This is a genomic window from Variovorax sp. F042 (assembly GCF_057814215.1).
This window is the reverse complement of sequence record NZ_JBVASX010000001.1, coordinates 396586-421941: the sequence shown is the minus strand read 5'-3', so window position 1 is coordinate 421941 and position 25356 is coordinate 396586. Positions and strand designations below refer to the sequence as shown.

The 25356-nt window shown below is 65.4% G+C and carries 27 protein-coding genes; 6 read left to right on the top strand and 21 right to left on the bottom strand.

The window, feature by feature from the left end:
* Window positions 1-5 precede the first annotated feature (5 nt).
* From ACZYSP_RS02015 to ACZYSP_RS01990, 6 genes are all read left to right on the top strand, one after another.
* Window positions 6-524 (top strand): GspH/FimT family pseudopilin, encoded by a 519-nt coding sequence (locus ACZYSP_RS02015; protein WP_426393120.1) that lies wholly within the window; start codon window positions 6-8, stop codon window positions 522-524.
* 130 nt (window positions 525-654) lie between these two features.
* On the top strand, window positions 655-1488 hold the full coding sequence (locus ACZYSP_RS02010; RefSeq protein WP_489012881.1) for a DUF6502 family protein: 834 nt from the start codon (window positions 655-657) through the stop codon (window positions 1486-1488).
* A 5-nt stretch (window positions 1489-1493) separates the two neighbouring features.
* Window positions 1494-2849, top strand: a complete 1356-nt coding sequence (locus tag ACZYSP_RS02005) for a DUF5666 domain-containing protein (RefSeq protein ID WP_489012880.1) — start codon at window positions 1494-1496, stop codon at window positions 2847-2849.
* A 224-nt stretch (window positions 2850-3073) separates the two neighbouring features.
* Complete coding sequence (locus ACZYSP_RS02000) at window positions 3074-3553, top strand: hypothetical protein (RefSeq protein WP_093173666.1); 480 nt, start codon at window positions 3074-3076, stop codon at window positions 3551-3553.
* Between the two features lie 331 nt (window positions 3554-3884).
* Complete coding sequence (locus ACZYSP_RS01995) at window positions 3885-5564, top strand: sensor histidine kinase (protein WP_489012879.1); 1680 nt, start codon at window positions 3885-3887, stop codon at window positions 5562-5564.
* A 28-nt stretch (window positions 5565-5592) separates the two neighbouring features.
* Window positions 5593-6282, top strand: coding sequence for a response regulator (locus ACZYSP_RS01990; RefSeq protein ID WP_093173670.1), 690 nt, complete (start codon window positions 5593-5595; stop codon window positions 6280-6282).
* 46 nt (window positions 6283-6328) lie between these two features.
* On the opposite strand, the gene ACZYSP_RS01985 is transcribed toward ACZYSP_RS01990, so the two are convergent.
* The 21 genes from ACZYSP_RS01985 to ACZYSP_RS01885 form a co-directional block, all read right to left on the bottom strand.
* Entirely contained in the window at window positions 6329-7240 is a 912-nt protein-coding gene (locus ACZYSP_RS01985) for a type II secretion system F family protein (RefSeq protein WP_489012878.1), read from the bottom strand.
* Window positions 7241-7252: 12 nt separating this feature from the next.
* Entirely contained in the window at window positions 7253-8245 is a 993-nt protein-coding gene (locus ACZYSP_RS01980) for a type II secretion system F family protein (RefSeq protein WP_426393116.1), read from the bottom strand.
* A gap of 9 nt (window positions 8246-8254) precedes the next feature.
* Window positions 8255-9625, bottom strand: coding sequence for a TadA family conjugal transfer-associated ATPase (locus tag ACZYSP_RS01975; RefSeq protein WP_489012877.1), 1371 nt, complete (start codon window positions 9623-9625; stop codon window positions 8255-8257).
* A 42-nt stretch (window positions 9626-9667) separates the two neighbouring features.
* Window positions 9668-10819, bottom strand: a complete 1152-nt coding sequence (locus ACZYSP_RS01970) for a CpaE/TadZ family protein (protein ID WP_489012876.1) — start codon at window positions 10817-10819, stop codon at window positions 9668-9670.
* Window positions 10820-10838: 19 nt separating this feature from the next.
* The gene (locus tag ACZYSP_RS01965; RefSeq protein WP_489012875.1) at window positions 10839-11267 is read right to left on the bottom strand and encodes a TadE family protein; all 429 of its coding nucleotides are present in this window, start codon (window positions 11265-11267) and stop codon (window positions 10839-10841) included.
* A complete protein-coding gene (locus ACZYSP_RS01960) occupies window positions 11264-11725 on the bottom strand; it encodes a TadE/TadG family type IV pilus assembly protein (protein ID WP_489012874.1) in 462 nt (153 codons plus the stop codon). The genes ACZYSP_RS01965 and ACZYSP_RS01960 overlap by 4 nt, the downstream gene beginning before the upstream one ends.
* A 10-nt stretch (window positions 11726-11735) precedes the next feature.
* Window positions 11736-13007 (bottom strand): pilus assembly protein TadG-related protein, encoded by a 1272-nt coding sequence (locus ACZYSP_RS01955; protein WP_426393111.1) that lies wholly within the window; start codon window positions 13005-13007, stop codon window positions 11736-11738.
* Window positions 13008-13049: 42 nt separating this feature from the next.
* Window positions 13050-13226 carry a Flp family type IVb pilin gene (locus tag ACZYSP_RS01950; protein ID WP_426393110.1) on the bottom strand — a complete coding sequence of 59 codons (177 nt, stop codon included), beginning with the start codon at window positions 13224-13226 and terminating at the stop codon, window positions 13050-13052.
* Between the two features lie 105 nt (window positions 13227-13331).
* On the bottom strand, window positions 13332-13511 hold the full coding sequence (locus ACZYSP_RS01945) for a Flp family type IVb pilin (protein ID WP_426393109.1): 180 nt from the start codon (window positions 13509-13511) through the stop codon (window positions 13332-13334).
* A gap of 107 nt (window positions 13512-13618) precedes the next feature.
* Window positions 13619-13828, bottom strand: a complete 210-nt coding sequence (locus tag ACZYSP_RS01940; RefSeq protein ID WP_278879879.1) for a Flp family type IVb pilin — start codon at window positions 13826-13828, stop codon at window positions 13619-13621.
* 145 nt (window positions 13829-13973) lie between these two features.
* Window positions 13974-14267, bottom strand: a complete 294-nt coding sequence (locus ACZYSP_RS01935; protein WP_426393108.1) for a hypothetical protein — start codon at window positions 14265-14267, stop codon at window positions 13974-13976.
* A gap of 11 nt (window positions 14268-14278) precedes the next feature.
* Window positions 14279-15814: a type II and III secretion system protein family protein gene (locus tag ACZYSP_RS01930; RefSeq protein WP_426393107.1), complete on the bottom strand. Its 1536-nt coding sequence runs from the start codon at window positions 15812-15814 to the stop codon at window positions 14279-14281.
* Between the two features lie 24 nt (window positions 15815-15838).
* Window positions 15839-16681, bottom strand: a complete 843-nt coding sequence (gene cpaB, locus ACZYSP_RS01925; RefSeq protein ID WP_489012873.1) for a Flp pilus assembly protein CpaB — start codon at window positions 16679-16681, stop codon at window positions 15839-15841.
* Between the two features lie 33 nt (window positions 16682-16714).
* Entirely contained in the window at window positions 16715-17299 is a 585-nt protein-coding gene (locus ACZYSP_RS01920) for an A24 family peptidase (RefSeq protein ID WP_489012872.1), read from the bottom strand.
* 15 nt (window positions 17300-17314) lie between these two features.
* Entirely contained in the window at window positions 17315-17461 is a 147-nt protein-coding gene (locus ACZYSP_RS01915) for a hypothetical protein (RefSeq protein WP_176928961.1), read from the bottom strand.
* Window positions 17462-17670: 209 nt separating this feature from the next.
* A complete protein-coding gene (locus ACZYSP_RS01910; protein WP_489012871.1) occupies window positions 17671-19419 on the bottom strand; it encodes an AGE family epimerase/isomerase in 1749 nt (582 codons plus the stop codon).
* Window positions 19416-20441: a hypothetical protein gene (locus tag ACZYSP_RS01905; RefSeq protein ID WP_489012870.1), complete on the bottom strand. Its 1026-nt coding sequence runs from the start codon at window positions 20439-20441 to the stop codon at window positions 19416-19418. The genes ACZYSP_RS01910 and ACZYSP_RS01905 overlap by 4 nt, the downstream gene beginning before the upstream one ends.
* Before the next feature lie 6 nt (window positions 20442-20447).
* A complete protein-coding gene (locus ACZYSP_RS01900) occupies window positions 20448-21113 on the bottom strand; it encodes an aspartyl/asparaginyl beta-hydroxylase domain-containing protein (protein ID WP_256329597.1) in 666 nt (221 codons plus the stop codon).
* Between the two features lie 77 nt (window positions 21114-21190).
* Window positions 21191-21469, bottom strand: a complete 279-nt coding sequence (locus tag ACZYSP_RS01895; RefSeq protein WP_489012869.1) for a hypothetical protein — start codon at window positions 21467-21469, stop codon at window positions 21191-21193.
* A 133-nt stretch (window positions 21470-21602) separates the two neighbouring features.
* Window positions 21603-24230, bottom strand: a complete 2628-nt coding sequence (locus ACZYSP_RS01890; protein ID WP_489012868.1) for an AAA family ATPase — start codon at window positions 24228-24230, stop codon at window positions 21603-21605.
* Window positions 24227-25339 carry a metallophosphoesterase family protein gene (locus ACZYSP_RS01885; protein WP_489012867.1) on the bottom strand — a complete coding sequence of 371 codons (1113 nt, stop codon included), beginning with the start codon at window positions 25337-25339 and terminating at the stop codon, window positions 24227-24229. The genes ACZYSP_RS01890 and ACZYSP_RS01885 overlap by 4 nt, the downstream gene beginning before the upstream one ends.
* Between the last annotated feature and the right edge of the window lie 17 nt (window positions 25340-25356).

The window sequence follows — 25356 nt, the reverse complement described above, 5'->3', positions numbered from 1 at the left end:
GGTCCGTGAATCGCAAAAGCAAGAGCACACGAGGCCGTCATGGCGGCTTCACGCTGATCGAGCTCATGGTCACGCTGACGGTGCTGGTGGTGCTGATCACCATTGCCGTGCCCTCGTTCGACGGCGTGCGCCTGTCGACACGGCTGAATTCCTACGCCACGGCACTGGTTGCCGGCGGCCAGCTTGCGCGCAGCGAGGCCATCAAGCGCAATGCTCCCGTCACCCTGTGCGTTTCGGCCGACGGCGCCAGTTGCAGCACTTCGGGCCAATGGGAAACCGGCTGGATCGTGGTGAGCGGCACAAAAGTGCTGCTGCAGCAGCCGGCCGCAGCCGGCGGTTACCAGTTGCGTGACACAGGAGGGGCGAGCGCCCTCACCTTCCAGGCCACCGGCGTCGGCGCCAGCCCGGCCAGCATCACGATCTGCCGGGCCTCGCCCAGCGCCGGCCAGACCCGCCTGGTCAACATCAGCGCCACGGGCCGGACCAGCGTCAAGCGTGTGGCCGATGGAACCTGCGCCGGGTAAAGGCGAACTGCAAACAGTGGTCCAAAGCTTTCACATGTGACTATTGCACATGACAATAGTGGGCCGTGATCGGCGGCTTGTGCCGCTGATTCTCTTTTGAACCGCACCTTCAGGAATAACGCTCGCCTCCATGGAACATCGGCTGGACTGGGCCCTCGCCGCCTGCGCTCGCATTCTTCGACCGGTGGTAAGGCTCGCCCTCGCGATGGGGGTCAAGCACCCCCACCTCGAGGAATTGCTGCGCGACCTGTTGCTCGAAGAGGCCCAGCGAAGCTGGCGCAACCAGGGCGTGCCCAAGCCCAATCTGAGCCAGTTGTCCATCACGACCGGCCTGAACCGCAAGGCGGTGACCGCCAAGGTCCGCTCCACCGTCGACCCCCTGCCCCACACCGAGCTGTCGGCAGCAGCCAAGACTTTCACGTTGTGGTTGCAGATGCTTACTCAGGATGACACTTTCAGGCGCCTGCCCATCACGGCAGGCAATGCCGCGCCTTCTTTCGAGGCCGTGGCGCGAATGAGCAGCCGCGGCGACGTGCACCATCGCACCATCCTCGACGAGCTGGTGCGCCTGCAAATGGTGACCGAGGACGCAGGAGTGGTCGAACTCACGGCCGACGGCTTCGTGCCGGTGCAGGATCTCCAGTCCATGCTCGCCTTCCTGGGCGACAACGGCCGTGACCACCTGCTGGCGGCCGTCTCCAACACCCTGGGCGAGGAGCCCAGAATGCTCGAGCGGGCGGTGTACGCGCGCGGGCTCACGTTGCAGGAATGCGAGCAGATCCAGCGCCTCGTCCGGGAACGCTGGGCAACCCTGCACCACGAGCTGACGCAGGAAATGACACAGGCAGTCGACCGCGCCCCTGCCGGAGCAAAGGGGCGCATCAGGGTCGGCATCTACACCTATTACGAAGACGAGAGCGCGCCTGTGCCGCCCCGCCCCTCTGAAAGCGAGCCCAAGCCATGAACACGATGAAGACACCCCGCCGGCTCATGCTCGGCCTTTTGTCCGTCGGCCTCATGGCCCTGCTGCTGTCCTGCGGCGGGGGTGGAGGTAGCGGCAGTGGCTCCGTGGGCGGCCTGGGCCTCGGCACGGGTGGCGCCACGCAGACAGGCACCGGAGGGGATACCTCTACAGGAGCGGGGACAGGAACTGGAACAGGTTCCACGGGCACGGGCGGCTCAGGCGGCACGGGCGGCGATACAACCGCCGGCAACAGCAACACCGACGGCTCCGGCGTAGGTTCGGGCGGCACCGGCGTGACCGCCGACGCCGCCGGCATCGGTGCTGCGGACGGCCTGGGCAGCATCATCCTCAATGGGCTGCGCTACGACACCGACACCGCCACCTTCACCATTGAAGACGCCACCGAGCTGCAGATCGGCATGAGCGCGCGCGTCGCCGGCAAGGTCGACGCCAACTTCACCAGCGGCGTCGCCACCCAGGTCCAGTCGGCTGCCGAACTGCGCGGCGCGGCATCGGGCATCGACACCTCGGCCGGCAGCTTCGTCGTGATGGGCACCGTCGTGAGCATCGACTCGGCCACCGTCTGGGCCGACGCGAACGGACTGGCGGACATCAGCCTGAACAGCATCGTCCAGGTGTGGGGCCTGCCGAGCGCACCGGGCGCCCTGCGCGCCACGCGCATCCAGATCGCCCCCACGCTGACCGATCCGCTGGTCACAGGAACCGTGCAGAACCTGGACACCGTGGGCAAGACATTCACGCTCGGCCAGCTGACGATCAACTTCAGCTCGGCTGCCTTCACGGGCATGAACGCATCGTCGCTCGCCAACGGCATCATCGTTCGCGCCCGGAGCACCGCCCCGCCGATCGCGAGCGTGCTCACGGCCACGACAGTGCAGGGCTGGTATGCCATCCCAGTGAGCGACGGCATCGCTGTGCAGCTGGCGGGCGTCATCACCGACTTCGCCTCGCGCAGTTCGTTCAAGGTGTTGGGCACGCCGGTCGATGCGACCAATGGGCAGATCACCGGCGGCCCTGTGGGATCGCTCGGCAATGGCGTGAAAGTCGAGGTCGACGGCTTCATGTCGGGCGGTGTGCTGGTGGTGAAGAAGCTGCGCATCCGCAACACGCCGGGCACCGGCGGTCCGGCTTCGTTCACGCTGATCGGCGCCATCGGCGCGTACCAGTCGCCTGCCAGTTTCAGGGTCCGCGGCCAGCCCGTGGATGCCAGCGGCAGCGGTGTCGTCTTCGAGAACGGCACCGTCGCGAACCTGGGCAACGGCCAGCGCGTGACCGTTGTCGGAGACCGGGTGGTCGACGGCGTGCTGATCGCGCAGCGGGTGACATTCACCACGCCTTGAGGCTGCCAGGGGGCGCCCGCATTGCCTGGGCGCCCTCTTCTTTCGCAATCCACAGCAGATTTCATCCACGGCCTCATGGTCGTGGAGTGCCTCCTATCGACAAGGCCGGGCGGTTGATGTAAAACAAAATAACTAAAGTGAAAAAATCACATTTAAACCCGAACGACCCTCGGACCTCGTGACGAACCGCTCGATACGCACGGAAGGTCCAGATAGGAGCATGTATGCCGCTTACCCTCCTCCTTCGACTTCTGCACGAGAAGTTTCCGGCGACGCTCACGGCTGACCCGGACATCAGGAACGCATCGGTCCTGCTGGCGACCGGACTCATCGAGGCCGAATTTCATCTCGATCACTTCGGCTATCAACAGTACGAGAGCGCCGTGGTGTTCGCCATCACGGACGCGGGACACGCGGAGATCGCCAGCCTGCAGACCGGCAATGTTGCAACGACTGCCGAGGGCCAGGAATGGCCTGTCATGCCACTCGACTACCTGCGCAAGATCGGCAATTCGATCTTCCCCCTGCGCATCGACGATCCAGCAGGGATCAACTCGGTGGCCGTGTTGAATGCGGCGGGCATGGTGGAAGCCACGCTTCCCCCGACCTGCCGCGCCCGGCAGAACCAGCAGAAGTTCAAGCAGGCGGTAGTCCTGCGGGTCACTCCCCTGGGGCGCACGGCCCTGGTTGCACGGCGGATGTGAACTTGGAGGGGCGGCGGGCGGCTCGCCGCAACGCATCGAACGGGTACCTGTAAATAACGTACTTCTCGCCATCGAGGGGGCCGTCCCCCTCGACAGGCATTCGAAAAAGCCTGTGATCTGGATGAATGTTTCTTAATGCAACAGACGTCACAAATCAGCCGGGCTCATCGACCCCCAATTGTCTTCGACTACGAAAGTAGTAATGTGAAACCTTCACATACATCGCTTTCAGGTGCGAAGAATGAATTCCAAAATGACACCACCGAGCTTCGCCACCCGCTCCGGAATGGCCTGCCTGGCGTGATGCGCCTGGTGCCAAGGATCCTTCGCCATGCTGGCCCGCACCACTGCTGCTCCCGACGTCGACGCAAGCGTCGCCGCGGATGCCCTCATGGTGGCCCGCATGCGGATGGTGCTCTCGGTCTCCGCGCTGCTGGCTGTCGCGGTCGATGCCGGTGACAACCGGCTGCAGGTTCCCGTCTGGCTGGCTTTCTCCGGATACATCCTGCACAGCCTGCTGGTGTATGCGTGCACGCGAATGGGCCGCCCGTATTTCCAGGGCAAGGCCATCCACTGGTCCGACGTGCTGTGGTTCACGCTGATCATCTTCGTGACCGACGGCGTCCAGAGTCTTTTCTTCCTCTTCTACTTCTTCGCGATCCTCACCTCCTCCTTCCGCTGGGGTTTCGAGGAAGGCGCCCGCGTGACGGTCGCGTCGGTCGCGTCGTTCGCCGCCTGCGGCCTGGCCACCAGCACGGGCGGCGACTCGCCGCAGCTGCTGATGCGCACCACTTTCCTGCTGGCGCTGGGGCACATGATCGTGCATTGGGGCGGCTCGAAGCTGGGCCTGCAGCGGCGCCTCGCTCTCCTGGGCGATGTCTGCCAGCTTTCGAACCCCCGCTTCGGGGCCGGCCGCACCGTCGCCCGCACGATGGAAAAGACACTGGCCTTCTTCAGGGCAAGCCACTGCATCCTCCTGACGCGGGACACATCCACCGGCGACTGGATCCTGCGCACGCTGCGCAAGAACGACGCCTGCGAACACATCAGCGTCGAGACGATCGGCCGCATCGCCGAATCGCCTCTCATGGCGCTGGCGCCGGACCACACCGTGCTCTGCAACCGCCTGCCCTGGCCCATGAACTGGCTGTGCGCGCAAAGCCACGTCTTCGAAGCCGGCGCAAGCGGCTGGCGCATAGAGGACGACGAAGGCGCGCAGCGCTGCGCCGCAGTGATCGCCATGCTGGAGGCCCGCGCCTTCATCAGCGCCCCGCTGCCGATGCGGCTGGGCGAGGGCCGGGTCTTCGTGTCGTCCCGTGACGGACTGTTCAACAAGTCCGACGCGCTGTTCCTGGCGCACCTCATGGAACAGATCTTCCCGGTCATCGAGACCATCGAGGTGCTCGACCGGATGGCCTCAGAGGCCGCCGCTACAGAGCGCCTGAAATTCGCGCTGGACCTGCACGACACGGCCGTGCAGCCGTACATCGGCCTGCGGATGGGCCTGTGCGCGCTGCGCAAGAAGGCGACCGCCGACAACCCGCTGCGCGAAGACCTCGACAAGCTCGCGAGCGTGGCCGACGGCGTGATCGCCGACCTGCGCCGCTACGCTGGTGCGGTCAAGCACAGCGCGAACAGCCCCTGCGGGCTTGTACTGCCCCATCTGCATCGCCAGGCGGAGCGGATCAAGGGGCTCTACGGCATCGAGATCGCCATCACCGTCGACGGCCAGGTCCAACTGGACGACCGGATGACCGCGGAAGTCCTGCAGCTGGTGGGCGAGGGATTGAACAACATCTGCAAGCACACCCAGGCGCGTCACGGCAGCATCCGCCTCGGCTGCAAGAACGGGCAGTTACAGCTGCGCATCGAGAACGAAGCCTGCGAAGAGAGCTTCACGAAGTTCCTCCCACGCTCCATCACCGAGCGCGCTGCGGCCCTCGGCGGGCGGGCGCAGGTGCGCCAGTGCGCGAGTGGCGGCACCGCGGTGCTGGTGGAAATTCCCATCTAAAAAAGACAAGCCAAGGAAGGAATCAGTCATGCAACCAGTTGCCCATTCCATCGGTGTCCTGCTCGTGGACGACCACCAGACCATGCTGTGGGGCCTGTCAAGGCTGATCGACGGCGAGCAGCCGCGCATGCGGGTCGTCGGCACGGCCAGCTGTTGCGAAGACGCAGTGGCAACCTCGGACGATCTCGCCCCCGACGTCATCGTGCTCGACCTCGACCTCGACGGCCGGTGCGCCATCGACATCCTGCCCAGGCTTTTGTCGAACGAGGTGTCGCGCGTCGTCGTGCTCACCGCAGAGCGTGAGCAGCGCACCCTCGACCTCGCCGTGCTGCACGGCGCGCGCGGCGTGATGCGCAAGGACGCCCCTGCCCAGCAGGTACTCGAGGCCATCGAGCGCGTCTACAAAGGCGAGCTTTGCGTCGATGCGCAAACCATGGGCCGCGTCTTCTCTCAGCTGACTTCGGTGAAGAAGCCCCCGAAGGCCGACCCCGAAGCCACCAGGCTGGCGAGCCTGACGCAGAAAGAACGGGAGATCGTCCGCATCGTCGTGGCCGGCAGCGGCGCCTCGAACAAGGCACTGGCCGAGAAGCTCTTCGTCACCGAGCACACGCTGCGCAACCACCTCACGTCGATCTACCAGAAGCTCGGCGTGACGAACCGCCTCGAGCTGTACATCTACGCGGTGAAGCACCAGCTCGATACGGCGCCGGCGCACTGAAACAGCGCGCCGCACCGGGTTGCCCCCAGCGCGGCGGCAAATCGATTCAAGACCCGCTCAACATCGGCGCGACCATCCGGATGATCCGGATCACCGCCGGCGTGAGGATGACCAGCGAGATGCACGGAAAGATGCAAAGCACCAGCGGCAGCAGCATCTTGGTCGGCACCTTGGCCGCCAGTTCTTCCGCGCGAACCTGCCTCTTGTGGCGCAGATCTTCCGAGAACACGCGCAGCGATTCGCCGATGCTGGTGCCGAACCGGTCCGACTGGGTCAGCATGGTTGCGAAGGTGCCGATCTCTTCCACGCCCGTACGCAGCGCCAGGTTGCGCAGCGACTTCTCGCGCGTGCCGCCGGCGCGCATTTCCAGGTTGCTCCAATGCAGCTCCTGCGCCAGCGCCACGCTCTTGACCTGGATTTCGTCGGTGACCTTGGCCAGGCCGGCGTCCAGCCCCAGCCCCGCTTCGACGCACACGAGCATCAGGTCGGCCGCATCGGGGAAGTTCTCGAATATCTCGCGGCGACGCGCACGAATGAGCAGGCGCAGCACGATGTTGGGCAGGTAGCAGCCGGCCAGCGCTGCCACCGCAAGGTACAGCAGCATCTCAGTGCCGTCCGCCGCGCCAGTGGCCCGCATCGCCAGGAACGCGAGCGCGGCAAAGCCCAGTGGCAGCAGCGTCTTCATGCCGAAGTAGACGAGGTAGGCGTCCGGGTAGCGAATACCCGCATTCAGGAACCGCACCCGCAGAGGCGACAGGGCCGCCTCACCGGTAGGCGACGACAGCTGCGCGAAGGGACCGACGATCCTGACGGCGGTTTCGGTCCAGGCCGACTTGCCTGCAGACGGCGCCACCGCCTGCAGGCGCTGCTCGGTGCGGGTCGGAGACATCCAGACCGCCAGGCCGCCGATCGCCAGCGACACGGCCAGGAAAACGAGGATGGGAAACAGCATGGTCATGGTTCTTCTCCTTCAGACGCGAATCTTCGCGATCTTGCGCAGCAGCACGATGCCTATCAGCATCAGCCCCAGCATGTACTTGATCACCATCTGCCCGATCGGGTCCGTCCATAGCGGCGCCATGAATTCGGGGTTGAAGATGTTCATCAGCGCCGCCAGGGCGAACGGCATGAGCCCCAGGATCCAGGCCGACAGCCGCCCTTCTGACGACAGCACCCGCACCCGCGCGAGCAGCTTGAGCCGGTCGCGAATGAGCTTGCTCAGGTTGCTCAGCACCTCCGTCAGGTTGCCGCCGGAGTCGCGCTGGATCAGCACCGCCACCACGAAGTAGCGCAGGTCGGTGAGCGGCACGCGCTCGCTGAGGTTGGTCAGGGCCTGCTGCAGCGAGACGCCGAAATTCACCTCGTCGGCAACCATGCGGAACTCGGTGGCGATCGGGTCGGCCATTTCCTCGCCGATCATCTGCACGCCACTCGCGAACGAGTGCCCTGCGCGCAGGGCGCGCGTCACCAGATCCAGCGCGTCCGGAAGCTGCCGCTCCATGCGGGCCAGCCGGCGGCTGCGCTGGCGCTGCAGGTAGAGCACAGGCAGCATCGCCCCGCCGATCCCGGCGGCGAGCGCCAGCAGCATCGGCTGGCGGCCCACCCACGCCGTCACGAACAACGCGAACACGCCGAGCGCCCCGCACACCAGCACGAAGCTGGAAACCGTCCAGTCCAGCCCCGCCTGCAGGATGAAGCGGTCCAGCCGGTGCGCCCGCGGCAGTGTCAGCAGCACGCGCTGCATCCATGGCACCTCGCTGAGCATGCGCTCCTTGACCAAGTGGGCCTGCGGCGTGCGATCGACCGCGGCAGAAAACGCCTGCAGCCGCTTCTCGATCTTGCGCGCCTCCGGCCCCTTATAGGAACGCCACAGCAGATACAGGCCCTCGATCATCAACAGCACGGTCACGAAAACCAGCACTGTGACGGTGATGAGCGCATTGCCTCCAAGATTGCTGAACATGGCGGTCTCCTATTCGTAGTGCTTGGTCGGCTCGAACATGGTGTCGGGCAGATCCACGCCGTAGGCATGCAGCCGATCCGCGAATTTCGGCCTGACACCCGTCGCGTGGAAATGGCCACGCACCAGGCCGTCGGGCCCCATGCCAGTCTGGTGGAAAGTGAAGATCTCCTGCATGGTGACCACCTCGCCTTCCATGCCGGTGATCTCCTGGATGCTGGTGACCTTGCGCCGCCCGTCGACCAGCCGCAGCACCTGCACGACCACCGTGATGGCCGACGCAATCTGCTGGCGCACGGTGCGGTGCGGCAGGTTCAGGTTCGCCATGCCGATCATGTTTTCCAGCCGCGCCAGCGCATCGCGCGGCGTGTTGGCGTGGATGGTGGTGAGCGAGCCTTCGTGGCCTGTGTTCATCGCCTGCAGCATGTCGACCGCCTCGGCGCCGCGCACCTCGCCAATGACGATGCGGTCGGGCCGCATGCGCAGTGCATTGCGCACCAGCGCGCGCTGCGTGATCTCTCCCTTGCCCTCGATGTTCATCGGCCGCGTCTCCATGCGCGCCACGTGCGGCTGCTGCAGCTGGAGTTCCGCCGCATCCTCGATCGTGATGATGCGTTCGGTCGGCGGAATGAAGCCCGACAGGATGTTCAGCAGCGTGGTTTTCCCCGCGCCCGTGCCGCCGGAGATGAGCATGTTGACCTTCGCCTGGGCCAGCCCCTCGAGCATCTGCGCCATCGGCGGCGTCAGCGTCTTGAGCTCGTTCACGAGGTTCTCCATGCGCAGCGGGATCTTCGCGAAACGGCGGATCGACATCATCGGCCCGTCGAGCGCCACCGGCGCGATGACCGCATTGACGCGCGAGCCGTCGGGCAGCCGCGCGTCGACCATGGGGCTGGACTCGTCGATGCGCCGCCCCACCAGCGAGACGATCTTGTCGATGATGCGCAGCAGGTGCTTCTCGTCGGTGAAGCTGACGTTGGTCAGCTCCAGCCGGCCCCGGCGCTCGACGTAGATCTTCTCGTGCGAATTGATCAGGATGTCCGAGACGGACGGGTCCGCCATCAACAGCTCGATCGGCCCGAAGCCGAGCATCTCGTGCTGGATGTCGCGAATCAGCGTGCGCCGCTCGATGTCGTTGAGCGCCTCGGGCTCCTCCTGCAGCAGCCGCGTGACCATGGTCGAGATTTCCTGGCGCAGCACTTCGGGCTTCAGGGTTTCCAGCGCCGCCAGGTCGAAGCGCTCCAGCAGCTTCAGGTGCATGCGCTCCTTCAGCAACTTGTAGGCATCCGACGCAAAGGGCGACGCAGTCAGGTCGGCTGCGTGCCCTTCGGGCCGCGCAGTGGGATCGGCGTCGATCGCATTGAGCTGTTCTCTGAATGACATGGGAACCTGCCTTGCTGTTGAAGAAGAATGATCCGGTGGTGCTCAGGCACGGCGGAAGAGCCGTCCGATGAAGCCGGGCGTCGCCTCCTGCCGCGGACTGAGCGAGTGAGCGATCTCGGCGAGCCGCTTGGCGAGCGTGCTGCCGCGCGACATCTCCGCCAGCGGCACGCCCCGGTTGATGGACGCATCCACGTCCTTGCCACCGTCCGGCACGATCGTGAGCGTCGCGCCAACCAGCGAGCGGCGCATGTCCGACAACCCGATCTCCCCGCCGCCGGCGCTGCGGTTCACGAGCAGCTCGACCTTGCCGGGGGCATAGCCGAGCGACTTGAACACCTGCATCAGGCGCGTCACGTTGCGGATGTGCGGCAGGCTCGGCTGGAGCACGGGAAAGATGCGGTCGGCGCGGTCCAGCACCTTGATCGAGAGCGTGTCGATGCGCGTGCCGAGGTCGAACAGCACGAAGTCGTACATCGGCAGCGCAACCTGCAGGATCGCGTCGATGTGTTCGGCCTTCACCTCCAGCGCGCGCGAAAGATCGTCGGGTGCGGGCAGGATGCTGAAGCCCGGCGCCACACGCACCACGCTGGCCGCGAGCAGCGACGCGTCAAGGCGGCCGATGTCGCGCGCTACGTCCGCCATCGTGGAGGTAGGCCGCAAGTCGCTCACGTACGAGAGCGCATCGCCGAACTGCAGGTTCAGGTCGATCAGCAGCACCGAGCGCTCCCGCGAGAGCTGGTGCGCGATGTTGGTCGCGAGAAAGGTCGATCCGCTGCCGCCCTTGCAGGGCATGAACGCCACGACCTGGCCAGGGCCGCGCGCCTGGGTGCCGGCCATCTTGAGCCCGATGCGCTCGACGGCGGCTTCGAGCGCGACGGTGTCAGAGGGCGACGGCAGCACCTCGCGCACACCAGCACGCATCGCGTGGATCAGGAACTCCGGCGTCTGCATGGCGCACAGCAGCACCACCGCGATTGCCGGGTGCTGCATCGTGAGCTTCTCCACCAGCACGAGCTCCTGGAGATCGCAGCACATGCCGTCGACCAGCAGGAGTTCTGGAGCCGCCTTCTCGACGACCCACTGCATCCGGCTCTTGCCGCCTTCGAAAAGCGACACGTGATGCGAGCGCGCCTCGAGGACCTTGCGCATGTCCTGGAGATGGTTCGGATTGGGGGAGATGATGGCGATCTTCATGGTCGTGTCCGGTGCGTTGCTAGGAACAGATGGCCGCGCTGTTCGGGTCTTTGCGCATCACCTCGCGCGGCAGGTAGGTGGAAAAACCAGGCATCTGGATCAGCGGCCCGATACCACCCGCTATGGGAGAAATCCACTGGTAGTTGAGCCCGGTAATGCTCACGGTGACGCCCTGGCAGGTTGCGGCCGTGCAGCCCGAAGGCGCCCAAACCACCGACACGGTGCTTATCTGCGGCAGCAGCGCCTTCATGCGGGCGAGTACGAGGGCCTGCTGGCCGGTGTCGTCGCACACCACCGCATACCTGGCCCCTGCGCGCGTTGCCTCCTGGGCCGCGTTCCACATGAACAGCATGCGCGAGAAGTCGACGATGCCCAGAACGAGCATGAGGAAGACGATCAGGCCCAGTGCGAACTCGACCGTGGTCGCTCCGGTGACGCGGTTTCTCATGATGGCGCCCTCATGGTTGCGGTGATGTCGCTGAACACGATGTTGCCGTTCGCATCGGTGAAGACGACGCCGATCACCGACGGGAACAACGAATGGAAGGTGTAGCTGCTGACGCGCACCGTGACCGTGGTAATGATCGGGTTCGCCCCGGCCGATTGCCAGGTGCAGCAGCTGCCGGACGGCACGTTCGACAGGCTCAGCCCGCGCACCAGCGGCGTCCCGGTGCCGGCCGTGTTGCCGTACACGATCAGGTTGCGGGCCTCGGTGACGTGCGTGCCGGGCGTCTGTACGGACAGGTAGCGCACCGCGTCGCGGGTCGACTTGACGACCGCGTTGTACTCGTACATCGCACGGCCGAACTCGGTGGTGATGAAAGTCAGCAGCAGAAGCAGCGGCGTGATCAGCGCCAGCTCGACCAGAGCCGCACCGTGCTGCGTGCGATGGGATGTTCTTTTCATGGCGCTTGCCTCATCTCACCAGGACCGGAACCAGCGGGCCCGCCGATCCGCCAGCCAGCCCGCTGGTGGTGCAAGGGCTGCCCGCGGCGCCCGCGTTGCCGCGGAATTCCAGCACCGTGTCGGTCATCGGAATGCTCAGCGGCTGCAGCATCAGCATGCAGGCGTAGTCGATCACGTGGTTGCTGCCGTCAATGACCGGCACCGTGACGATGCGGCGGTCGAAGCCGTACTGCATGTGGCCTCCGGCAACGTTGCCCGGGTTGGCCAGCTTCTGGAAGCTGTTGAGCGACAGCCCCGTGATCGATTCGCAACTGTTCGCGCCCTTCACTTTGGTGCCGGTGTCGGCGCAGGACGCAAAGGCGGCCCGCTTGGTCACGAAGTTCTGGGCGGTCGCATCGGCTCCTGCACCCGGCGCGCCGTTGTAGGCATTGAACTGCGTGGGCCAGTTGGATGATGTGTAGGCATAGCCGGTGTAGTCGGGCCGATTCACGCTCGGATCGCCGGTGTTCTTGTAGATGCCGAAGCGCTGGTTCCAGACGTCGGCCACCGAGGTCTGCACGCCGGGCGTGCCGAGCGTGTCGCCCACCCTGGTGCCGCAACGGCCGTTGAGCTCTGCTTCGGTTTCCGAAGCACTGTTGCTGCCATCGAGATTGGCCCAGCCGATCTGGCCGCCAGCGGCCGCGTTCTGCGCCTGGATGAGCGTCACCCATTCGCCGACGACAAAACCGTAGTTCGGTGCAGTGCCGCCCGGCTTGGGTTTCATGGCGACGGGAATCGGGCACGTTGTCTGTGCACTGGCGCGCGTGGCGACCGCGCTTGCCGTGACACTGCGCGTCGCGGGATTGTTGGCGGTATCGCCCGAGAAGGCGCCCATGGCCTTCATGAGCCAGATGTTGACGTTGGGCTGGGTGTGCATGCACTGCGCATAGCGAGCCACGGAGGGCGCGGTCGTGATGGCGTAGGCCGAGTCGCGGAACACGATGTCGGCAGCGACGATCTGGCCCTGCCCACCCCAGGTAGCTGATTGCATGTTCACCCGGTTGGCGTTGCCCGCGGTCTGGCCTGCGCTCGCGGCCCGCGTGAGGGCCGTGCCCTGCCCGTCGAGCTCACGCGCAGCGGCCAAGGCGCAACTGTCCACCGCCGTCTGCAGTTCGGTCCTGATGACGAACAGGTGCCCGAAATCGAGCGCGATACCCATGAAGCCCAACAGGAACAGCATGACCAACGCGGCAGTGACAATCATCGCACCACCCTGGCGGCGATGGGAGTGGTTGGTTTTCATGATCGGCCTTCCTGCTGAGCGGTGGAGAAGATTTGGTCCGCTTCACACGCAGCCGGACACGCCCAGGCAAACGGCGATCCGCGCCACGAGGGATCCGAAGCTTGCCGCGATCGACAGCGGCTGCAGTGCAACCACGAGCGCAATGGAAACGACGGCGATGATCAGCGCGTACTCCACGACCTGGGCACCGCTTTCGTCTTTCAGGAATTTCTTGAGCATGGTGATGACCTCGACTTTTGTGGAGAAACAGTCACGTGGAAGCGGATGAAGGGGTGGAGCGAAGCGGGCCGGAGGGCCCGACCCGCTCCCCTCCCCGAACGCCACTTAGACGCAGGGGCCCGGCCCGTTCAGGCACACGCTTACGCGACTGATGAAGTTTGTGAAGGGCGCCCCGCTGGCAAGCAACTGCAGCGCAACAACCAGTGCAATGGAAACGACAGCGATGATCAGCGCGTACTCCACGACCTGAGCACCGCTTTCGTCTTTCAGGAATTTCTTGAACATGGTGATGACCTCGATTCGTTGTGGAAAAAAAGTCAGGTGGAAGTGGATGAACGGGTGGAGCGAAGCAGGCCGGAAGACCGGACCCGCTCCCCTCCCCCGAACGCCACTTAGACGCAGGGGCCCGGCCCGTTCAGGCACACGTTGACGCGACTGATGAAGTTCGTGAAGGTGGCACCGGTGGTGAGCGCCCTCAACGCAATGACCAACGCGATGGAGACGACCGCGATGATCAGCGCGTACTCGACGACCTGTGCGCCCTCTTCCTCGAGCATGAAGCCGCGAGTCGATTGGCCGATGGCCTGGAGAAAGTTCTTCATGGTTCTTTCCTTTCAAGGTTTGAACAGTTGGAAATCAGGTTTGAAAACAATGGTGTGGTGGGGAAAAAAGTTCGTTGCAGTTCGTGGCGCTCTCCTTTCCATGAAAAGACTTCGAGGAACGAATTCGGGAGAAAAATGCAGCCCGTTACTTGCCCGAGCCGCCGCCCTGGCTACCGATGCCGCCGCCGATGTTGATGACGTTGACCGCCGGCGGGGGCGACTTGTAGGACTCGTGGTACTGATTCATCGACTCGCGTGCCGAGCGGCCGTCCATGCCCGCGACCGGGTCGCCGTTCTTGCCGGCGTCGGGGTTCAGCGTCATCTTTTTCTTTGCGTCGCGCACCGCGTCGCCGAAGCGCGCGTCGTAGTTGGGCGTGACATGCGAGCAGCCGGTGGCAAAAAGGCATGCGAGCGCAATGGCGGTCGATCTGATGAACATGACGGTGCTCCTCACGGGGTTTCGCTGGCCGGGGCGGCCGGTGCCGGGGTGGCGCTTTCGAGGGCGCCGTTGAGGTAGATCTCGGCGCGGCTGGGAACGACGTGGTTGTCCGTCGGGACCCGTGGCGACTGGGCCAACGGGCGAACCAGGCGCGGCGTGATGACGAACATCAGCTCGGTCTGTTCGTTCTGGAACTCAGTGCTGCGAAACAGTGCACCCATCACCGGCACTTCGCCCAGGCCTGGATACCGCTTGACGCTCTCCGTCACGTTGCTCTTGATGAGCCCGGCGATGACGAAGCTCTGCCCGTCGTTGAGCTGCACGGTGGTGTCTGCGCGCCGCACCGTCAGCGAAGGCAGCACGGCGGTGACACCTCCGACCGTTGTGAACGGCGAACCCGTCTGCGACAGGTCCGACACCTCGGACACCATCTTGAGGTTGATCCGGTCGCCGTTGAGCACCGTCGGGGTGAACTTGACACCGATGCCGAATTCTTTTTCTTCCAGCGTGATGTTCGTCCCGCTACCGCCAGCAGCGCTCTGTGAAACCGGAATGAAGATCTTGCCGCCCGACAGGAAGCTGGCTTGCTGGCCGCTGATGGCCATGATGTTGGGCTCCGCAAGAATGCGCACCAGCCCATCGTCCTTCTGCCCGTCGATGGTCAGCGAGGTGCGGCCGATGCGCAGCGCCTGGACCAGACCCGCGCCCGTGCTCAGGAAATTGGAAATCAGCGAGTAATTGTTCAGCCCGCCATTGCCCGAACGCGCGATGCCAACACTTGCGCCCAGCCGGTCGAGCAGGGTCTTGCTGACCTCGGCGATCTTCACCTCAAGCATCACCTGCTGCGGTGTCGCGATGCGCAGCAGGTTCACCACCTTCTTGCCGTCCGCGCCGTAGGCCGATGCCAGGCTCATCACGTCGTCGAGCTTGAGCGCGTCGCTGATCTCGCCGGTGAGTACGATGGATTTTTCTGCACTGCGCACACGGATGCGGCGCTCTTCGGGCATCAGCTCCGCCAGCTTGGCCTGCAGCGCCATCGGATCGATGGTGACGATCACGTCCTTGATATAGCAGGTGCCGTCGGCGCTCTGCAGCACGACGTTCATCGAGCCTGCCTGGCGGCCGCGGAAGAACAGGTCGGTCGGGCTCAGCAACGTCACGTCGACATCGGCAACGCCATCGCCGGTGTTCGCATTGGCGGCCATGGCCGGCGCGGGCTGCATGCCTGCCGGCACGGCGGCGGCAGCGGCAGCGGGTGCCCTTGCCGACGGCTGGCCGCTGACCACGATGCGCACCACACGCGCCTTCAGCGGAATGACCACTGACTTGCCCAGCACGGCCTGGGTTGGCTGGTCGTCCGGAATGATGGCGGTGCAGCGTCGGGCGTTGGCGGCGTTGCCCGCCGCCGCCGGAGGCGTTGCAAGTGCTGCGGCCGGCATGGCGGCCGTGGCCGAGGCGGTTGCCGCGACCTCCGCGCCCATGGCGGGAGCCGCCACTGTCGCGAGGGTCGCCAGCAGACTGGCGAGTGTTGTTGAGAGATGGCGCACTTGGTGTTCCTCCTGGTGACCGGATCAGAAACAGGTCAGCGAGCTGCCCGCGTGCTGGATGACTTCCACGCACTGGGAAGCCGGCTGCGCGGCGGGGCCTGCACGATGAATACGCGGGCGGGCTGGGGCCGGCGCAGCAGCGGTGGAGACCTGCACGATGGCCTTCTCGCCGAACAGCTGGCCCTTGGTGATGCCGCCGGTGGCAACCGTGGTCTTGTCCATCTGGTTGCGAAGCACCAGGGACAGCGTTCCCACGCTGCGTGCCAGGTCGAGCTTTTCCGAATCCTCGAGCGACAGTTCGAGCGTCACGGCGCTCACGACCTTGGGCTTGGTGTCGTCGCGGTTGGCCTCCTGTGCCACCGCCAGCACCAGCACTTTCTCGAGCACGGTCTTGCTGATCTGCGACGCTTCCTCGCCGCGCCCCTTGTCCTGCTGGGCGTTGACCATCACGTCGACGTAGTTGCCCGGCAGCGCGAAGCCGGCGACGCCGACCACGTCGTTTACGCGCACCGTCATGGCTCGCTTGCCACTGGCGATCACCGCCGACAACCCGCCCTGGGTGCCCACCGGCGCCAGCTTGCCTTCCATGATGGCTTCGCCGCGCAGCACGCCGACCTTCACCACGCGTTCATCCAGCAGCTTGATGTCGCTGAATGAGCCTGCGGGCACGGAGTCGCTGGGCCAATCGACCGTGGACAGCATCTGCGCGTTGACGCGGCTGCCCAGTTCGATGTCGACGGCAGCCACCACGACCTTGTTGGACGCGATGCCGCTTTGCCGGGAGATCCACCCGGCCGCGTAGACCGCGGCCGCCAGCCCCGTCAGAAGGGCCAGAAGGATCAGCCCGATTGCCTTGATGTTCTTCATACGAACCTCCGTCGCAGGTAAAAGATGGGAGGGCTAGACATAGCCCAGTTGATGCGCGAGCACTTCGACCACCGTGCCCGCCGCGATGCAGATGCCGTAGGGCAGCTTTCCCACGGACTGGCTCATGTGAACGTGCCCCGTAGGGCGGATGCCCGCCATGCTCGAGATCGCCATGCCTTGCGCCGCCGTCTTGACGTTGGCCAGCATGTGCGCCAGGCGACGGCGGTGGATGGCGAACACCAGTGCCGCCACGCCTCCGGCAATGAAGGTGAAGAGCACCGCCATCAGCGTCTGCTGCGGGCCGATGAAGGCCCCGGCCATGGCCATGAGCTTCACGTCGCCCGCTCCCATCAATCCCAAGACATAGAACGGCAGCATCGCGGCGAAGCCCACGCCCAGGCCACCGAAAGCGCTCATTGCGCCTGCAGTCGGCGTGCGGGCGGCAAGCGTCCCGTAGATGAGCGCGAAGAGCGCCCCGCCGAAGGTCAGCCAGTTGGGAATGCGGTAGGAGCGCCAATCGCTGACGGCAGCCACTGCGAGCAGTGCGACGAGCGCGAGCATTCGAACGTCTGTAGCCAGCATTGCCAGCAGTTCGAGAACAGCGTCGAGGTCTTGCATGGTTGGCTCCGTGGGTCAGGCGCTGCGCCGGATGGCGAGCAACAGGAGCAGGCACACGACCATCACCAGAGCGCCGATCAGCGCGACCTCCATGAACGACATGCCTGCGTCTTCCCGCAGCAGGTTCATGAAGGTTCTTGGCAGTGGTGCGAGCAGTTCCATGCGTGTTCCCCGTTTGTCGTGACCGGCCCGAATCGCCTGTTTGCCCGGCATGGGCAGAAGCGTTCGGCCTGGGGATGACTTTAGGAATCGCGCTGTCTTCGCACATGAGCGAAGCGCCCCTTTGCGGGGGAGTCAAGCGCCCTGCCCGCGTGGGCATGGGACATGACAAACCGCCTACCCGGAGCGTTTCCGGGCGGCAGGAAACACCGCTACGTCTGCGCGAAGGCGGTCGGTGCCGCTTGCCTTGCCTCTTCCTGTTGCGTCAGGAAAGGCCGCCCGCCGCCCTGCAGGTACTTCCAGTACGCGACATAGCCCGACAGGTAGTGCTCCACATCGTCTATGCGCACGCGGTAGCTGTGATGGCGGATGAAGAAGCTGCCCACGATGCGCCCCGGGTTCTTGAAGAACATGGCGATCTCGGGCCAGAAGTGGCCCGTCAGCAGGTAGCGGGCACGCTGCTCCAGGGCCCGGTAGAACTTGTCGATGTCGAAGCCGCGCAGCAGGTGCTCGTGCTGCGGGTCGGCCTGCATGCGCGCGATCATCTTCTGCGCTGCCATCATCAGTTCCAGCAGCGTCGGAAAGGTGGTGATGCGCTCGAGCACGAAGTCCAGATGGTCGCGCACGTTGTCCAGGCCGAAGCGGTAGTAGCGCTCGTCCGATCTGTAGAGCGTGAGTTCGTTGACGCAGTAGCTCAGCCAATGGTCGTGGGCCTGCCAGTGTCTGGCTTCGATGAAATGCCCGAATGCTTTCTCCACGGTCTGCAGCCAGCGTGGATCATTGGTCAGCCCGTACAGGCGCATGAGGCCGAAGGCGGCCTCGCCGTCGTAGTAGATGATCCGGTTCTCTTCTTTCACGCTGAGGTCGGGGTGGTTCAGCACATGCACGAAGCGGCCCGAGTTCGGGTCCTGCATGTGCACGATGCCCAGGGCCAGCTGCTCCATCAGCGGCAGGTATTGCCGGTCGCCGGTGAGTTCGGTGTACTTGACCATCGCCAGCAGGCACACGGCATTGCCGCCCAGCTTGATCTCGTTGCCGTTGTCGACGTCCACGAGAAAAGCGCCCTGCTCCCCGCCCGGCAGCGCGGCGCGCTGGATCAACGTCTGCGTGAGGTAGGCCAGCGCCCGGTCAATGGCGGCCTTGTGCTCGGGGCGCTGCGTCAGCTCCCAGCCTTCGAGCAGCGCGTAGGTGGAGCTGGCGTGCCGCAGCGCGTTGTAGGTGGGAATGGGGCGGTCGAAGCAGGGAAACCAGCCGTAGTGGTAGTGGCCGGTCGGCTTGACCTGCCTTGCGAGGTAGGCGGTGCTGGTCGCGACGATGTCGTGCACCTGGCTCGCATCCCAGTTCGGCATGACGCGATGGCCCTTGCCCCGCCCCTGATGCTCGATGGTGTGAAGCTGCTTGCCGTCGGTGAACACTGCCCGCGTGTCGAAGACCCAGATCGGCTGCTGCGCCTGGGTCGGCCACTCCAGCTCCAGCCCATAGCGGTACTTGCCGTAGAGCTTGAGATTGGCCGCATTGGGTGTCGCCTCTTCGAGTGCGCCGTCGTACAGCACGGCGTGCGCACCAATCTCAGGCTCGAGAATGGCCACGGAAAAATCGGGCTTGAACGCGATGCCATGGCGAAAGTAGTTGCGCTTGGTCGTCGAAAGGCCCTGCTTCAGTTCCTGCCAGGACATGGCGTGCACGGTGTGCACCACGTCCACCCGCAGCCAGATTGGCGCGGCGCCCTTCTGCTTGCGCAGCCAGGCATTCAGCAACTGCGCACCCCTGACCCATGCCTGCTCGAAGTTCTTTCCACGGATGGTCACGACATGGGCCCGCTCCTTCCCGTTGCAGACCGACATGAAGAGCACGCCCGCGGCCTCTACGTCGATGCCGGCGCTGGCGCTGGCGCTCGTGCATTCATCCCACAAGGTTGCAATCGCGGGCCTGGCCGACGCCAGCAGTTCACCCAGACTCATGGCACATCCTTTTTCACAAGCGCCTCCAGCGCAAGAAACTCTTCCAGTTCGGCCGATCTACGGGCCTTCGAGCGCGCCGCTTCACTCCGCGTCGCCTGGAGCACGCCCTTGAATATCTCAGTGTCGTACGCGGAAGAGCGCTGATCCTCCTCCTTCCAGCCGAATACCGGCCAGCCATTTCGCTCCGCGACCTGCCGGTCGAGCGGGCCTAGCGCCTCCAGCAGCGCCTTGATGAAGGCCGCGCCGTGCAATTGATCGTCCTGGATGACCAGGCTGCCATCGACATAAGTGGTCTGCGCCAGGCCGGACGGCAGCCTGAGCCGGCCGTCGGGGTCGAGCATGCTTGCCAGACGGTTCCACATGCCGCTCGCCCCGTAGGTCTGCGAGAACACCTGCTCGCGCAGTGCCGGCAGTGTGGCCGGCAACGGCTGCTGCGGCCCGCTTCCGGGGCGCAGCGCGTACTCCGACCAGCGCGCGGTGCCTTCCAGGAACCAGCGCGCCTTGAACATGGTGTAGCCGTACTGGTACTGGTGAAAAAGCTCGTGGATCGGCGTCACGTTCTGGTTCGCGTGGCGGTTGAGCAGATCGATGCGAAGAGCACAGCCGCCGGCCGCTTTGTCGGAGCCCAGGCGGTAGTTCATCACCTCGTCGTAGGACATCCCGTTGCCCTTCTCCATCTTCAGCAGGAATACGTCGATCGAGGTGGCGCGTGCATAGCGTGGCTGGCGCATGGGGTGCGTCAGCCCCATCACATCAGTGAACAGCCTGCGCCCCACGACCAGTTGCGTTGCCACGTCCTGCACCTTGTCGGGTATGCCGTTGCGGTCGAGGTCGCGAATGTCCGGCAGCGCGTGGGCACCCTCCAGCGTGTAGCGGATGCGGAACTCGTCACGCACATAGACGCGGTCGAACTGGGAGAGCGTTGCGTTGCGCTCCACCCGGCAACGGCCGGCCTCGACTTCCTGCGCAGCGACGGGCAGCACGGCTGCCACCAGGCACACCAGCCACCGGGCATTTTTCATACGCGCTCAAGCCACCAACTGCTGCTGGAGCACAGGCAACCAGGGCTCGGTCAGCATCTCGAAGGATGGATTGGCATCCAGTCCCATCAGCAGATGAACCCGGTTGGACGGCTGCTGGCTTCGATTGACCGCCCTGTGGTTCACATCCACCCGCACCAGCCAGGCCGAGCCGTCGGCGGGCAGGTGAACGCTCTCGATGCTGCCGTCGGCGCGCTGCCATTCGAAGAAGCAATTGGGGTTGGTGATGATGGGGATGTGCAGGCGCCAGGTTTCCTTGGCCGCATCGTTGTGCAGCGGCATCTCCTCGCCTTCGCTTTCGAGCTGCATGATCCGGGCCCTGAAGGGCGTCAGGCCATGGCTGCGCAGCGCATTCATCACCCGGGCCAGGTAGCCGCTGCAGGCGTCTGTCGGCGTGACGCCACGCGCATTCTTTGCGGGAATCCGCCGGATGCCGTCTTCCAGCGTGCCGTCGCGGCTTGTGACTGCCCAACCGATGTAGTCCACGCGGTTGTCGCGATATGGCGTCGACGGCAGCGGCTTCACGTGTGCCAGGAAATGCTGCCTCAGCAATTCGGCGTCGATCCTGAAATCGGCCAGCCTGGCAAACATCACGTCACTCGATTGCTCCATGGCTTTTCTCCTCTTCTTCGTCCTCTTGATGGCGATGTGCATCGGACGGCCGTCAATGCCGACGGCGCGAGCACACGCAATGAGCAGGGCCCGCAGGCCCCAGGTCGAAACTGGACGACCTATTCGAAGAAGGAGAGGAGTTGTGGCGGCCGCATGGGCCGTTCGAGAGGCGCGGACGGCAAGACCGTCACGGCAAATTCCAAGGGGGCTTCCGGTCTAAGGACCGGCAGTGAAATCTCGCGCCTTCCGGCGGCAAGGTCCACCTCGTCGGAGTCGATGCCGTTATCCAGGACCGAAGCGCCGGCGTGGCCCTGATGAGGCTCGCAGGCGCTTGACTGATGCACCTGCGCGACGTTGGCCTGATGCTGCCCGAAGCCCGCCATGTTCTGGGCAAGCACGGCCAACCCCTGACAGCACAGAAAAGCGATAACTGCGGACGTACAAAGCCAGCGACGCATGACGGCGCAGTTTAGCGACCGGCCGGATATTCTGGATAGTGTGATTGCCGATGGGCGTCGCGGCCCCAAGACGTCACGGGATGCTGCGCGCCACGACCCCGAGATCGCGCCAGGCCTCCGGATGGCAACTGAAGATCAATATCTGGTGTCGCGTTGCCGCGTCGTACAGCACCCGCTTCATCTGCCGCAGGCGCTCTTCGTCGGTGTTCACCAGCGCGTCGTCGAGGATGAGCAAGGTCGGCTTGCGCGCTTCCTTCAACAGGTCCGCATAGGCCAGCCGGGCAACGACGCCCATCTGTTCCCGCGCGCCCACGCTGAGCTCTTCGAACGCGCCGCTCTGGGCGCCTCGCAGGCCTTGCCGCGTGATGCGGCCCGGCGAAAGATCGTCGCCGACTTCGACCTGCGCACCGGGGAAAAGAATCTGCAGGTAGTGGTCGAGGTGCTTCTGCAGCGGTGCGCGCAGGCGTCGTGCCAGGGCCGAGCGCTTTTCGCGCAGCAGCTTGAGCAGGTGGTCGAGCGCCTTCGCCCGGCGTTCGAGTTCGGCGCAACGGCGCGTTGCGTGCTCGAGTTCGCGCTGTTTTTCCGACGCAGCTTCTTCCTGGCCCAGCGCGCCCCTTGCTTCGAGTTCGGCTTCCAGCCGGGTGATCTCGTTGGCCCGCTGGCTGTGCGTGGCCTCGGCCTGCTTGACGCTTTGCTCCAGCCGTTCAACGTCCTGCGCGAGCACAGGCAGGTTGGCAGATTGCAACTGCTGCGCCAGTTCGGCCACCTTGGCTTGCAGGGCCGACTGCTGTGCCAGCGCATCCGTCAATGCGGCGCCGGCTTCCGTCTTGCGGCTGGCGCGCATCGGGTCGTTCAGCGTGGCTTTGACCGCCGCGAGTTCGTCTTCGGCGGCCTTGACCTGCTCGCGCGCATTGCCGGCGGCGACCTTGGCGTCGTTGAGCGCCGCGGACGCTGTCTCCAGCGCCGCGCGCGCGGCGCCCTCCTCCGATTCGGCCTGCGCGCTCGATGGCATCGCCGCGTCGGCCGGCGGCATGCCCTGCAGGACCTGCCTTGCTTCAGCCAGCCGGGCCTCGCGCGTGGCGATGTCCGCGGCAAGCGCGCTCAGCCCCTTCGGTGCCAGCGCAGCCAGCACGGCCACCGCCGCACCGGCTTCCCCCTTGCGCAACGCCTGCAGCCGCATGCGCTCTTCGACGGCGGCCACGCTCTCCGCGCGCAGGGCCTGCAACAGCCCGGCGAGTTCGTCGCGTGCGCGGTCGCGTTCGATGGCAAGGCTTTCCAGGTCGGCCCCGCCCGGCAGCACGGTGATGCGGCCTATGCCTTCGATCTCGATGTCGGTCCGCGCGATGACGGTCTGGCGCTTCGAGCCGGAAAGCTCGGCTCCGGCGACCCGGACCTTCGCAGCAGGCTGCAGCTCGAACTCCAGGGCCGTCGCCACCGCATCGAGCCGGGCTTGCGCCGTGCGATGCACGTCGGCGCAGCGCTGAAGCCGCTTCAGCTCGCCTTCCGGCACCGCGAGAGCCTGTGCCTCGGCCTGCAGGCGAGTGACCTTGTCCTGCTCGCCCTTTGCCTTCTCATGGCTCTGCGCGAGTGCCTCAAGCTGCTCGGCCAGGCTTTCGACGGTTTTCTCCTGCGCGATGCGGGAGGCCGCCTGCCGCGCGAGGCGGAGGTTGTCGCGCGCGCCGGCATCGGCCTTCGCCGCAGCCGCGTGGCGGGGTTCCCACGCCTGCAGTTCACCTAGCGCCTTGGCCAAGCCTTCTTGTGCCGCCTGCAGATTCTTCTCTCGCAGGACGACCGTGGCTTCCTCGCGCTCCATCGCCTGGAGTTGGGTGCGCCAGGAATTCACCTGCGCGGTGACCTGCCTGAGCGCGGCGTCCTGCGCGGTCTTCCTGTCGTTCAACCCCTTGGCTTCGTCCAACCGTTGCCGTGCGATAGCAAGCTGCTCCCGTAATGCCGTCCAGGGCCGTGCGGCTTCGTCTCGTTGGTGATCGCGGCGCAGGCCTGAGAGGCGGTCCACGCCCGACTGATAGGACTCGATGTCGGCACGCAGCCGTTCGATGTCGGCTTCGAGCTCCGTGCGCAGCCTGATGGCATCCGCGAAGGCGCCACGCGGTGTTCCGGCGGCGGGCGTGAGCAGTTCGTTGCGCTCGCTCTCCACCGCCTTCAGCACCGCATCGCCATTGCTGGAGGCCAGCTCGCCCAGCGATTCGCCCAGTGCGTTGCGCAGGTGATCGCTGGCAAAGCCCACGGCGCTGGCAATGTCGTGCGAAGTGCCCTGTTTGATCCACAGCAACCCCGGAATGCCCATGTGCTCCGGCGTGCTGGCACCCTTGCCCGGAAAGCGAAAGCCCAGCAGTGCCGCCAGGTGGTCTTCGGCCACCGCACCGTCCATGGACTTGCCGTCGATGACCAGCTCGCAGCGCTTCTTGCCGAGGAAGGCCTTGGTGAGCCGGCATGGCTTGCCGTCGAGTTCGAAGTCGACCTCGACGGTGGGCGTTGCCGAGCTTTCTCCCCATGGCCGCAGGTGCTCGACCGCGCTGGAGCGATGCCGCTCGAAGAAGGCCGCGCGAATGGCCTCGGCGACGGTGGACTTGCCCGATTCGTTGGGCGCCGCGAAGAGATTCAGTCCGTCGGTGAAGCCGTCTATTTCGAGCGGTGCGCGGAACAGCTTGAAGTTCTCGATGCGAAGACGCTGCAACTTCATGCGGCGGCTCCCTGCGCGTCGAGGATGCGGGCGAGCGTGAGCAGCGCGTCGCGGGCGAGTTCAGCATCGGCATCGCCCTGCTGCGCGCGCAACTCCTGAAGCGCCTCGCCGACAAAGCCGTCGGCGTGCAGCGCCTGGATGTCGTCTTCCGTGGGCTCCAGCCGCAGCGCTTCGCCGTCCCACACCAGCGCACGGGCGCGAGCGCGGGCGGCGTCGAGCGCGGTGCTCAGTCTGCTATGGCCGTTGAGGTCGCAGGTGCCCTGCGCGCGAAGTTGCAGCACGTCGCTGCTGCTCACCTGCTCCAGCTTTTCGACCAGTTCGTCGATGTCGGAGGGCACCGCAAGGCGCGGCTCCCATTGCTGCCAATCGAACTGGCCTGTGCGAAGCGCTTCGACCGTCGGCTCCGCCCCGGCACCTGAGACGCCGACCAGCAGCGCCTGCCCCGAATCGTTGGCTCTGAAACGATCGGTCTCGGGCGTGCCCGCGTACCAGGTGCGGTCGTCGATCTGCCGCGTGCCGTGCCAGTCACCCAGCGCAAGGTAGTCGAGCCCGGCTTGCGCCGCGCGCCCGGTCGCGATGGGATTGGCCGAGTCGATGTCTTCGGACAGGATGCCCTGCACGCAGCCGTGCGCCAGTCCGATGCGGGGCAGCCCCTCTTCGCTTGGCGCTGTGGCAAACCAGTCGGTGAGGTCGCCGTAGGTATGGCGCTGCGTGAGCGGTGCGGGCAGCAGCGTGAACTTGCCCGCCACCGTGTGGGGCTTCGGCTCCAGGCAGCAGACGATGTTCGGTGCAATGGCGCCCAGCCGCTGCGCGCGGCTCCAGACCGATTCGCTCAGCGCCGAGTCGTGGTTGCCCGGAATCATCAGCCAGGGGCCGGAAAAGCCCTGCATGGCGTTGAACATGCGCCGGATGGTCTTGTCCGACACGGTCTGCAGGTCGAACACGTCGCCCGCGACCAGTACGGCATCGACCTTGCGTTCGGCCGCAATGGCGGCCAGCCGCTCGACCACCTTGAAACGCGCCTCGAACAGTGCCGCAGCGTCGTCGGGCTCGAACTGCGAGAACACGCGGCCTATCTGCCAGTCCGCGGTGTGGAGCAAAGAAATCATGCGTGGCCCTCCCTTTG

Excerpts from the sequence above, each read along its gene's own strand:
- ACZYSP_RS02010 (WP_489012881.1), top strand. The coding sequence starts at position 655 with ATGGAACATCGGCTGGACTGGGCCCTCGCCGCCTGCGCTCGCATTCTT.
- ACZYSP_RS02005 (WP_489012880.1), top strand. The coding sequence starts at position 1,494 with ATGAAGACACCCCGCCGGCTCATGCTCGGCCTTTTGTCCGTCGGCCTC.
- ACZYSP_RS02000 (WP_093173666.1), top strand. The coding sequence starts at position 3,074 with ATGCCGCTTACCCTCCTCCTTCGACTTCTGCACGAGAAGTTTCCGGCG.
- ACZYSP_RS01995 (WP_489012879.1), top strand. The coding sequence starts at position 3,885 with ATGCTGGCCCGCACCACTGCTGCTCCCGACGTCGACGCAAGCGTCGCC.
- ACZYSP_RS01990 (WP_093173670.1), top strand. The coding sequence starts at position 5,593 with ATGCAACCAGTTGCCCATTCCATCGGTGTCCTGCTCGTGGACGACCAC.
- ACZYSP_RS01985 (WP_489012878.1), bottom strand. The coding sequence starts at position 7,240 with ATGACCATGCTGTTTCCCATCCTCGTTTTCCTGGCCGTGTCGCTGGCG.
- ACZYSP_RS01980 (WP_426393116.1), bottom strand. The coding sequence starts at position 8,245 with ATGTTCAGCAATCTTGGAGGCAATGCGCTCATCACCGTCACAGTGCTG.
- ACZYSP_RS01975 (WP_489012877.1), bottom strand. The coding sequence starts at position 9,625 with ATGTCATTCAGAGAACAGCTCAATGCGATCGACGCCGATCCCACTGCG.
- ACZYSP_RS01970 (WP_489012876.1), bottom strand. The coding sequence starts at position 10,819 with ATGAAGATCGCCATCATCTCCCCCAATCCGAACCATCTCCAGGACATG.
- ACZYSP_RS01965 (WP_489012875.1), bottom strand. The coding sequence starts at position 11,267 with ATGAGAAACCGCGTCACCGGAGCGACCACGGTCGAGTTCGCACTGGGC.
- ACZYSP_RS01960 (WP_489012874.1), bottom strand. The coding sequence starts at position 11,725 with ATGAAAAGAACATCCCATCGCACGCAGCACGGTGCGGCTCTGGTCGAG.
- ACZYSP_RS01955 (WP_426393111.1), bottom strand. The coding sequence starts at position 13,007 with ATGAAAACCAACCACTCCCATCGCCGCCAGGGTGGTGCGATGATTGTC.
- ACZYSP_RS01950 (WP_426393110.1), bottom strand. The coding sequence starts at position 13,226 with ATGCTCAAGAAATTCCTGAAAGACGAAAGCGGTGCCCAGGTCGTGGAG.
- ACZYSP_RS01945 (WP_426393109.1), bottom strand. The coding sequence starts at position 13,511 with ATGTTCAAGAAATTCCTGAAAGACGAAAGCGGTGCTCAGGTCGTGGAG.
- ACZYSP_RS01940 (WP_278879879.1), bottom strand. The coding sequence starts at position 13,828 with ATGAAGAACTTTCTCCAGGCCATCGGCCAATCGACTCGCGGCTTCATG.
- ACZYSP_RS01935 (WP_426393108.1), bottom strand. The coding sequence starts at position 14,267 with ATGTTCATCAGATCGACCGCCATTGCGCTCGCATGCCTTTTTGCCACC.
- cpaB (WP_489012873.1), bottom strand. The coding sequence starts at position 16,681 with ATGAAGAACATCAAGGCAATCGGGCTGATCCTTCTGGCCCTTCTGACG.
- ACZYSP_RS01920 (WP_489012872.1), bottom strand. The coding sequence starts at position 17,299 with ATGCAAGACCTCGACGCTGTTCTCGAACTGCTGGCAATGCTGGCTACA.
- ACZYSP_RS01915 (WP_176928961.1), bottom strand. The coding sequence starts at position 17,461 with ATGGAACTGCTCGCACCACTGCCAAGAACCTTCATGAACCTGCTGCGG.
- ACZYSP_RS01910 (WP_489012871.1), bottom strand. The coding sequence starts at position 19,419 with ATGAGTCTGGGTGAACTGCTGGCGTCGGCCAGGCCCGCGATTGCAACC.
- ACZYSP_RS01905 (WP_489012870.1), bottom strand. The coding sequence starts at position 20,441 with ATGAAAAATGCCCGGTGGCTGGTGTGCCTGGTGGCAGCCGTGCTGCCC.
- ACZYSP_RS01900 (WP_256329597.1), bottom strand. The coding sequence starts at position 21,113 with ATGCACATCGCCATCAAGAGGACGAAGAAGAGGAGAAAAGCCATGGAG.
- ACZYSP_RS01890 (WP_489012868.1), bottom strand. The coding sequence starts at position 24,230 with ATGAAGTTGCAGCGTCTTCGCATCGAGAACTTCAAGCTGTTCCGCGCA.
- ACZYSP_RS01885 (WP_489012867.1), bottom strand. The coding sequence starts at position 25,339 with ATGATTTCTTTGCTCCACACCGCGGACTGGCAGATAGGCCGCGTGTTC.